This window comes from Lottiidibacillus patelloidae, from assembly GCF_002262935.1.
GTDB classification, from domain to species: domain Bacteria; phylum Bacillota; class Bacilli; order Bacillales; family SA5d-4; genus Lottiidibacillus; species Lottiidibacillus patelloidae.
Genome location: NZ_NPIA01000009.1, coordinates 73693 through 82086, shown reverse-complemented (window position 1 = coordinate 82086; position 8394 = coordinate 73693). Strand labels below are relative to the sequence as shown.

10 protein-coding genes and 1 tRNA gene are annotated in these 8394 nt (G+C 34.4%); 9 read left to right on the top strand and 2 right to left on the bottom strand.

All coding sequences use genetic code 11. The features are described from left to right. From CIB95_RS16465 to CIB95_RS14470, 6 genes are all read left to right on the top strand, one after another. Window positions 1-193, top strand: a 193-nt coding sequence (locus CIB95_RS16465; protein ID WP_233144156.1) for a hypothetical protein, incomplete at its 5' end; no start/stop codon positions are given. A 137-nt stretch (window positions 194-330) separates the two neighbouring features. Then, a complete protein-coding gene (locus tag CIB95_RS14490; RefSeq protein WP_233144155.1) occupies window positions 331-801 on the top strand; it encodes an 8-oxo-dGTP diphosphatase in 471 nt (156 codons plus the stop codon). Window positions 802-838: 37 nt separating this feature from the next. Then, a complete protein-coding gene (gene rapZ, locus CIB95_RS14485) occupies window positions 839-1714 on the top strand; it encodes an RNase adapter RapZ (protein WP_094926319.1) in 876 nt (291 codons plus the stop codon). Then, window positions 1715-2668, top strand: coding sequence for a gluconeogenesis factor YvcK family protein (locus CIB95_RS14480; RefSeq protein WP_094926317.1), 954 nt, complete (start codon window positions 1715-1717; stop codon window positions 2666-2668). A gap of 22 nt (window positions 2669-2690) precedes the next feature. Further along, a complete protein-coding gene (gene whiA / locus CIB95_RS14475) occupies window positions 2691-3641 on the top strand; it encodes a DNA-binding protein WhiA (RefSeq protein ID WP_094926315.1) in 951 nt (316 codons plus the stop codon). Between the two features lie 15 nt (window positions 3642-3656). Then, window positions 3657-3914 carry an HPr family phosphocarrier protein gene (locus CIB95_RS14470; protein ID WP_094926313.1) on the top strand — a complete coding sequence of 86 codons (258 nt, stop codon included), beginning with the start codon at window positions 3657-3659 and terminating at the stop codon, window positions 3912-3914. 52 nt (window positions 3915-3966) lie between these two features. Here CIB95_RS14470 and clpP read toward each other — a convergent pair whose 3' ends face one another. After that, a complete protein-coding gene (clpP, locus tag CIB95_RS14465) occupies window positions 3967-4551 on the bottom strand; it encodes an ATP-dependent Clp endopeptidase proteolytic subunit ClpP (RefSeq protein WP_094926311.1) in 585 nt (194 codons plus the stop codon). A gap of 306 nt (window positions 4552-4857) precedes the next feature. On the opposite strand from clpP, the gene CIB95_RS16260 reads away from it, so the two are divergent. Then, window positions 4858-6168, top strand: a complete 1311-nt coding sequence (locus CIB95_RS16260) for a DUF5667 domain-containing protein (protein WP_158217648.1) — start codon at window positions 4858-4860, stop codon at window positions 6166-6168. Between the two features lie 428 nt (window positions 6169-6596). Here CIB95_RS16260 and CIB95_RS14455 read toward each other — a convergent pair. After that, window positions 6597-6675 (bottom strand) — tRNA-Arg (locus tag CIB95_RS14455). Between the two features lie 155 nt (window positions 6676-6830). Between CIB95_RS14455 and rpoN the strand changes: the two genes are divergently transcribed. Further along, the gene (gene rpoN / locus CIB95_RS14450) at window positions 6831-8117 is read left to right on the top strand and encodes an RNA polymerase factor sigma-54 (RefSeq protein ID WP_158217647.1); all 1287 of its coding nucleotides are present in this window, start codon (window positions 6831-6833) and stop codon (window positions 8115-8117) included. A gap of 12 nt (window positions 8118-8129) precedes the next feature. Next, a complete protein-coding gene (locus CIB95_RS14445) occupies window positions 8130-8363 on the top strand; it encodes a glutaredoxin family protein (protein ID WP_094926308.1) in 234 nt (77 codons plus the stop codon). Window positions 8364-8394: the final 31 nt, after the last annotated feature.

Below are 8394 nucleotides of genomic sequence, written 5' to 3'. Positions count from 1 at the left end.
GTGTTTCCTTTATCTCATTCGTAGTATTCCAGTTCCATCGTTGATGAACAGTCGCCTTTCCTTTTCGATGTTTCCTTTATCTCAAACAAAGTGTTCCAGCTTATACGTCGTTGAACGTTCGCCTCGCTTTTCTTTATTGTCTAGCTACAGCTCACAACGACTATTGCAACTTCACATCTATCATTTACGATAAGTCATCATCGAAAAGTGCCACTTTTCGTGATTCCTTTATCTCATTCAAGATGCTCCAGTTCATACGTCGCTAAACGAAAGCTTCAGCCTTTCCTTCTTTTCTATGGTTGGAAATAATAGTATACTTTATAAGAAGAGGTGAAGAACGTGCAAAGAGTTACGAATTGTGTATTGAAAAAAGGAAACGAAGTTTTGATGTTACAAAAACCTCGCCGTGGTTGGTACGTTGCCCCTGGAGGGAAAATGGAAACTGGTGAGTCGGTTCGTGATACTGTTATTAGAGAATATCGCGAAGAAACAGGGATATATTTGAAAAATCCACAATTAAAAGGTGTGTTCACCTTTACTATAAAAGATAATGATGAATTCATTTCTGAATGGATGATGTTCACATTTTTGGCTGAAGACCATGATGGAGAAAATCTAAGTGAGTCATCGGAAGGGAAAATTTCTTGGCATTCGATTGAAGATATTAAAGATTTACCTATGGCTCCAGGAGATTATCATATAATTGATTATGTACTTAAAGGAACAGGAATTATTTACGGTAATTTCACGTATACATCTGACTTTAAACTACTTAGTTATCGATTAGATCCAACTTCATAAATAGATAGAATTAATTGGCAATGGGGGAGATGGAGAAATGGAAACAAACGATATTCAAATTGTCATTATTACAGGAATGTCAGGTGCGGGTAAAACGGTAGCTATCCAAAGTTTTGAAGATTTAGGATACTTTTGTATTGATAACATGCCGCCGTCGCTTTTACCAAAATTCGTCCAATTAGTCGGCGAATCTGGCCAATCGATGAATAAGGTTGCACTTGTAATGGACCTTCGTGGCAGAGAGTTTTTTGATTCGTTATTCCAAGTGTTAAGTGAACTTTCATTAAACGAGCGAATGACACCGCAAATTATGTTTTTAGATGCAAAAGATGAAAAGCTAGTAAGCCGTTATAAAGAAACACGCCGCTCACATCCATTAGCATCAACACCATTAGAAGGTATACGCTTAGAAAGAGAACTAATGGAAGATTTGAAAGGTAAAGCTAATCGAATCATTGATACAACAAGCTTAAAGCCAATTCAGCTTAGAGAAAAAATTATTGAGTACTATAAGGAAATTGATGATGCACCACCATTTACAGTGAACGTTTTATCATTTGGATTCAAGCATGGTATTCCGATAGATGCTGATCTTGTATTTGATGTTCGTTTTTTACCAAATCCACACTATATAGAGCACTTACGTCCATTAACAGGATTAAATGAAGAAGTGTCTTCCTATGTACTTCGTTGGCAAGAGACTCAAAAATTTCTTGATAAGTTACTCGACTTTCTAGCCTTTGTCCTACCGCAATACCAACGTGAAGGGAAGAGTAATGTCGTCATTGCGATTGGGTGTACAGGAGGGAAGCACCGCTCCGTTACTCTAGCTGAAGTCATCTACAAACATTTTGGAAATGAATATCATACGGAAATTGCCCACCGTGATCATGAAAAAGGGTTGAAAGAGTAAATGGAAAACTTTAAAAACCCTAAAGTTGTTGTCTTCGGTGGGGGAACGGGATTATCAGTTTTACTTAGGGGCTTAAAGCGATTACCAGTTGATATTACTGCAATTGTAACAGTAGCTGATGACGGAGGTAGTTCAGGACGCCTACGAGAAGAGTTGAAAATTCCGCCACCAGGAGATATTAGAAATGTCATAGCAGCATTATCAGAAGTTGAACCTCTAGTTGAAGAGCTTTTCCAACACCGCTTTAAAAGTGGTGAAGGTCTAGTAGGGCACTCATTAGGGAATTTATTATTAGCTGCAATGTCAAACATTACTGGTGATTTCGTTACGGGAATACAGGAAGTAAGTAAAGTACTGAATGTACGTGGAAAAGTGCTTCCGGCAGCCAATCAACGTGTTGTTTTATGTGCAGAAATGGACGATGGGACAATTGTTGAAGGTGAATCTAAAATTCCTTTAGTAGAAAAGAAAATAAAAAAAGTATTTTTAAAGCCTAATAAAATTGAAGCACTTCCAGAAAGCTTGCGTGAAATAAATGATGCTGATCTAATTGTCGTTGGACCAGGAAGTTTATATACAAGTATTTTACCTAGTCTTCTAGTGCCAAAAATTGCAGATACAATTATGAAGGCAAAAGCAAAAAAAGTTTATGTATGTAATGTGATGACTCAAGCTGGAGAAACAATTGGTTATAAAGCAAGTGACCATTTGCAAGCATTACAAGATCATCTTGGTTCAAACTTCATTGATGCAATTATTGTAAATAGTGGAGATATTCCTCATGAATTAATTGATGTTTATGGTGCTAAGGGTCAACGTGCTGTAACATATGATGAAAATAGACTTAAATCATTTTCAGTAGAAGTTATTAGTGATAAAATTATGCATTATCATGATGGATTAATCCGTCATGATGCAAAAAAGCTTTCAAGTATACTACTGTCCTTAATATAAAATTATAAGGGAGGTGGAGGAGATGTCTTTCGCTTCAGAAACAAAGAAAGAGTTAACAAATATAGAAGTGAAAGAGTGCTGCGTTAAAGCCGAACTGGCAGCTTTAATACGGATGAATGGCTCTATTTCCTTTAGTAACCAGCAAATTGTTCTTGATATTTCAACTGAAAATGCCGCGATAGCTAGAAGGATTTATACTTTAATAAAAAAAGTGTATGATATACATGTAGAGTTATTAGTTCGTAAAAAAATGCGCTTGAAGAAAAATAACGTATATATTGTTCGGATATCTAATGACGCTAGAAAAATGCTTTCTAACTTGGAAATAATGAATGAAACCTTTATATTTAATCGTAAAATATCACCTTCCTTTACAAAGAAAAAGTGTTGTCGAAGATCTTATTTGCGAGGAGCATTTTTAGCTGGTGGTTCAGTAAATAATCCGGAAACGTCTTCATACCATTTAGAAATTTTCTCTTTATATAAAGAACACAATGAAGCACTTTGTGAACTGATGAACACATTTGAGTTAAATGCAAAAACATTAGAACGAAAAAAAGGATTCATTGTATATTTAAAAGAGGGCGAAAAAATTACTGAGTTTTTAAACGTTATGGGAGCACATCAAGCGTTACTACGCTTTGAAGATGTTCGAATAGTCCGCGATATGCGTAACTCGGTTAATCGACTCGTTAATTGTGAAACTGCTAATTTAAATAAGACAATTGGTGCTGCTTTAAGACAAGTGGAAAATATCCGTTTTATTGAAAGAGAAGTTGGCTTAGAAGTTCTTCCTGAACGTTTAAGAGAAATCGCTGAGCTGCGAGTCAAGCATCAGGATGTTACATTGAAGGAACTTGGAGAAATGGTTACAGGAACTAAAATAAGTAAATCAGGTATCAATCACCGACTACGCAAAATCGATGAACTTGCTGAAAAGATTCGTTTAGGTGAGAAAATAGAACCATATTAAAAGGAGTTGTTACACATGGTAGAACAAAAAACAATTGTTGGATTAGAGACAGGTTTACAAGCACGCCCAGCTGCAATGTTTGTACAAGAAGCAAATCGCTTTGGGGCAGAAATCACATTAGAAAAAGATGGTAAAAAAGTGAATGCGAAAAGTATTATGGGAATTATGAGTCTTGCAGTAAGTAAAGGAACAGAAGTAACAATTGCTGCAGATGGTGAAGATCAAGACCAAGCTTTAGAACAATTAGTAGCATTTTTAAATGAGAATAAATAAGCAAAAAAGTTCGAGAGCAATAAGTAGCTCTCGAACTTTTTTTATTTAATCATTATTTTGATGGGTAAATTACTTCATCAATTAATCCGTATTCTTTTGCTTTTTCAGCTGTCATAAAGTTATCGCGTTCTGTATCTTTTTGAATGATGTCCATTGATTGACCAGTACGATCAGCTAAAATTTGGTTTAACTTTTCACGAAGGAACAAAATACGCTTTGCAGCAATTTCAATTTCTGTAGCTTGACCTTGCGCGCCACCTAATGGTTGGTGAATCATTACTTCGCTATTCGGTAATGCCATTCGCTTTCCTGGCTCACCAGCTGCAAGAAGGAATGCACCCATTGAAGCAGCCATTCCGATACAAATTGTAGATACTTTAGGTTTAATAAATTGCATCGTATCATATATTGCCATACCTGCTGTAATTGATCCACCAGGTGAATTAATATATAAGCTAATATCTTTTTCAGGATCTTCTGCTGCTAAGAAAAGTAATTGTGAAACAATTGAGTTCGCAACATTATCGTCAATTGCACTTCCAAGCATAATGATGCGATCCTTTAATAGACGAGAATAAATGTCGTAAGCACGTTCTCCGCGGCTTGTTTGTTCAATAACCGTAGGGATTAAGTTCATGTGTATATAACCTCCTCATAAATACTAATACTTTCATTTTTTATCATACCTTTTAAGGTCAAGATAGGTCAAATTATATGTCTGTTTTTATGTATATTCTTTTGATCTACCTTTATTTCCTTCTTCAAACTTTATACATCTTTCCCTAGTATCCAAAAAATTAAACTACATATTATGTTATGCAATGAAAGCGCAATGAATTATCTTTTTGTAAAAATAATTTACTCCCACCCCCAAACAAAATGAATAATTTCCGAAACATAAAGTAACAGGCAAAAAAACAAAAAAATTATGGGGTGAGAGAAATTGAAAAAGCAGATTAAGAAAATTTCAATTACAACAGCATTAGCACTAGCGTTATCAACAGGATTTGGTGGTGTCCCTCAAGCGTTTGCAAATGGCAATGAAGACGGTCAAACGACGACAGAGGAAAGTAATGATACAACGACAGAAACAAATGAAGATACTACAGTTGAAACAACGACTGATACGAATACAGAAACAACAACAGAGACTGATACAGAAACAACAGAAGACGAAAATGTGGATAGTGGTTTAAAACCTGGGGACTTATTTTACTTCTTAGACAAAGTTTTTGAAAACATTCAAGTAGCTCTTACATTTGATGATATGGAGAAAGCTAAATTACTTGCAGAAATAGCAGCAGAACGTATTGCTGAAGCAAGAGAGTTAATTAAAGAAGGCGAAGAAGAGTTAGCGAAAGAAGTAATTGATGAAGCGTTAAAAGCACAAGATGAAGTATTGGCATTAACTGAAGAGACCGAAGAAAATAGTGGAGAAGAAACAACTGACGAGAACGGTGAAGTTGTAACGGAAGAAGAAAATGATGATGTAAACGTTATAGATGTTGCAATTGCAACAAACATGGAAGCATTAACAGCTGTTATGGCAACAGTACAAAGTGAAAAAGCTAAAGAGGAAATTGCAAAGAATATTGAAAAAGCAATGAAAAAAGTAGAGAAACGTTTAGCTCAATATGAGAAGAGAACAGAAGACTTAGAAGAAAAGCGTGCTGAATTAGAAGAAAAAGCAGTTGAAAAGTCTGAAGAACTTTATGAGAAGTATGAGGATAAAATTGCTGAACTAAAAGCTAAGTATGAAGCTGGAGATTTAACTGAAGAAGAATTCAAAGAAAAAATGGCAGAGTTAGAAGAAAAATTTAACGAAGAAAAAGAAGAGTTACAAGATGAGCTTATGGAAGAATTAACGGAACTTGAAGAAGATAACGCTAAGGCAAAAGCGTGGCTTCTTAAAAAGCTTGAGCAAGAACAAAAGAAAGCAGAAAGAAAATCTAATAAAGCACTAGAAAAAGAAGAAAAGCGAAATAAAAATAAAGAAGATTCATCAGAAGATGACGATAGTTCAGAAGAAGAAGAAGAAGAAGTAGAAGATAGCGAAGAAAGAAAAGAAAATAACGGAAAAGCAAAAGGTAAAGACAAAAATAAAGACAAAAACAAAAATAAAGACAAAAAGAAAAAAGATAGCGATAACGAAGAAGACGATGAAGATGATGAAGACGAAGACGAAGACGAAGACGAAGACGAAGATGATGAAGAAGAAGACGAAGAAGAAGAAGAAGAACAAGAAGAAGAATAAATTAATCATTATAATAAATACAAAAAGCTCTGAGTTAAAAAACTCAGAGCTTTTATTTATTATATTTCAATCAAAAAAAGTTGCTTAAAAATGAAGTGAAATTTTGGATTAAGATTAAAAGAAATAAAAGAAAAAATACGAAACAGCCGTGTAATAGGATCTTATACATAAATTCAGACCAATTTGAAAACCTTCTCAAGAAGAATGCAAAATAGATTGAACTAACAATTCCTATAAGCGACCAGAAAAACAAAGTATACACAGATAATGTACTCCATAATAAAAAGAGTCCAATCGTAATAGTAAATAATAAATTTATGATTAAAACTAAGAGATTAACTATAGCACTCTTCAAAGTCGCCGTTCACCTTTTTTCTAGTAATATAAAAAAGGCTTTCCATTAGGAAAGCCTATTAAGTCTAAGTAATTGGCGCGCTCGGAGGGATTCGAACCCCCGGCAGACGTGGTACCGGAAACCACCGCTCTATCCGACTGAGCTACGAGCGCAAATGTTAAGTGACTTCATTTATTATAATTATTACCGACCTAAGTTTCAAGGTTTTTCGTCTCGTCAAACGAATCGTAAAGATTTAGTTTTCCAATCATTAACCACTCTACTTCCTATCCTTATATAGTGTATGATAATAGGGGGAGTGAAAAAGATGAAAGTTGGTTTATTTCAAACGCAAAGGCAAACGTTAGCGTTAACAAATCAATTACGCCAAGCAATTGAGTTACTACAATATTCTACGATGGACTTATCACAATTTATTAAAGAACAAGCCATGGATAATCCACTAATAGATATTGAAGAACCCCGGATGTCAGCAATAAGCGAAACGTATGTAACTAGCACGTCGAAATATAAAAATATTGATGGCATTAATTCTGAAGATTTAACATTAAGTTCTTATTTGCTTCAACAATTAATAGACTTCAATGTCAAACTGGAAGAAAAAGAAATTATAAACTACTTAATTATGAGTTTAAATGATAAAGGATATATTGTTGATTCGCTTACAGAAATCGCTGAAACATTAAAGTATCCGATAGAAAAAATAAAAGCAGCATTAGAAATTTTACAGCAATTCGATCCAGCTGGAATAGGTGCGGAAAACTTGCAACAATGTCTCCTATTGCAACTTAAAAGGAAAAATAGAAAATTCCCGATCGCGGAAATAATGGTCAAAGATCATTTAGAAGATGTAGCTAGGAAAAATTGGGATAAAATTGCTAAAGACTTAGCTGTTTCAGTTGAAGAAGTTAAACATTCGTTTGCTATTATTAAAACATTAAATCCAAACCCCGCGAGTGGCTATGGTGAAAAACCTAATTATATTATTCCGGATTTTCAAGTAATCGCTGACTCAGAAGATCCAATTATTGTTTTAAATGATCATCTACTGCCCAAAATAAGTGTTAATCAGCATTATGAGATGGATTTAACAAGTCACCCTGAAGCTTCCGACTATATAAAAATACAATTACAGCATTATCGCTGGCTTGCTAGAAGTATTTCGCAACGGAAAACTACGCTTCAAAATGTCATGGAAATAATTGTTCAAAAACAAAGGACGTTTTTTATAGAAAGCCCAAATATATTAGTTCCTCTAACAATGAAAGAAGTATCAGAAGTGATTTCAATCCATGAATCAACAGTAAGTAGGGCTGTTAAGAATAAATATGTACAAACAAATCATGGAGTATATCCATTAAAGACATTTTTTACTTCTAAAATAAAGAACATGTCAGGAAAAGATAGTTCTTCGTTTGTTGTTAAAAAGCAATTAATTAAGTTGATAGCAGAAGAAAATAAGGAAAACCCACTTTCTGATCAACAAATAGTTGATGTTATGAAGCTCGAAGGGTTAGATATTTCTAGAAGAACCATTTCTAAATATCGCAATCAACTTGGCATATCATCTTCGTCCATGAGAAAAGAAAGATAGGAGTTCAAAGTAATGAAAGTAGTAACATTTTACACAAAAGAAAATTGCCCGCTTTGTGAAAAGGGGTTGAAGCTGCTCGAGAAAGTACAATTAGAGGAACCTTTTCAAATAGAGGTAATAGACATTTATCAAGATGACGAACTGCTGGCGAAGTATCAAATAAAGATACCAGTTATTGCAGTTGGTGAAGATGAAATCGATTGTGGAATCATTTCATATAATACGCTAAGAAAGCGCTTACTGTGAAAATTCAGTCTATTTCATTGCATATTCTATA

What these genes read in the sequence shown, in the direction of transcription:
- CIB95_RS14480 (WP_094926317.1), top strand. Translation starts at nt 1,715, where the DNA reads ATGGAAAACTTTAAAAACCCTAAAGTTGTTGTCTTCGGTGGGGGAACG.
- whiA (WP_094926315.1), top strand. Translation starts at nt 2,691, where the DNA reads ATGTCTTTCGCTTCAGAAACAAAGAAAGAGTTAACAAATATAGAAGTG.
- clpP (WP_094926311.1), bottom strand. Translation starts at nt 4,551, where the DNA reads ATGAACTTAATCCCTACGGTTATTGAACAAACAAGCCGCGGAGAACGT.
- CIB95_RS14470 (WP_094926313.1), top strand. Translation starts at nt 3,657, where the DNA reads ATGGTAGAACAAAAAACAATTGTTGGATTAGAGACAGGTTTACAAGCA.
- rpoN (WP_158217647.1), top strand. Translation starts at nt 6,831, where the DNA reads ATGAAAGTTGGTTTATTTCAAACGCAAAGGCAAACGTTAGCGTTAACA.
- rapZ (WP_094926319.1), top strand. Translation starts at nt 839, where the DNA reads ATGGAAACAAACGATATTCAAATTGTCATTATTACAGGAATGTCAGGT.
- CIB95_RS14445 (WP_094926308.1), top strand. Translation starts at nt 8,130, where the DNA reads ATGAAAGTAGTAACATTTTACACAAAAGAAAATTGCCCGCTTTGTGAA.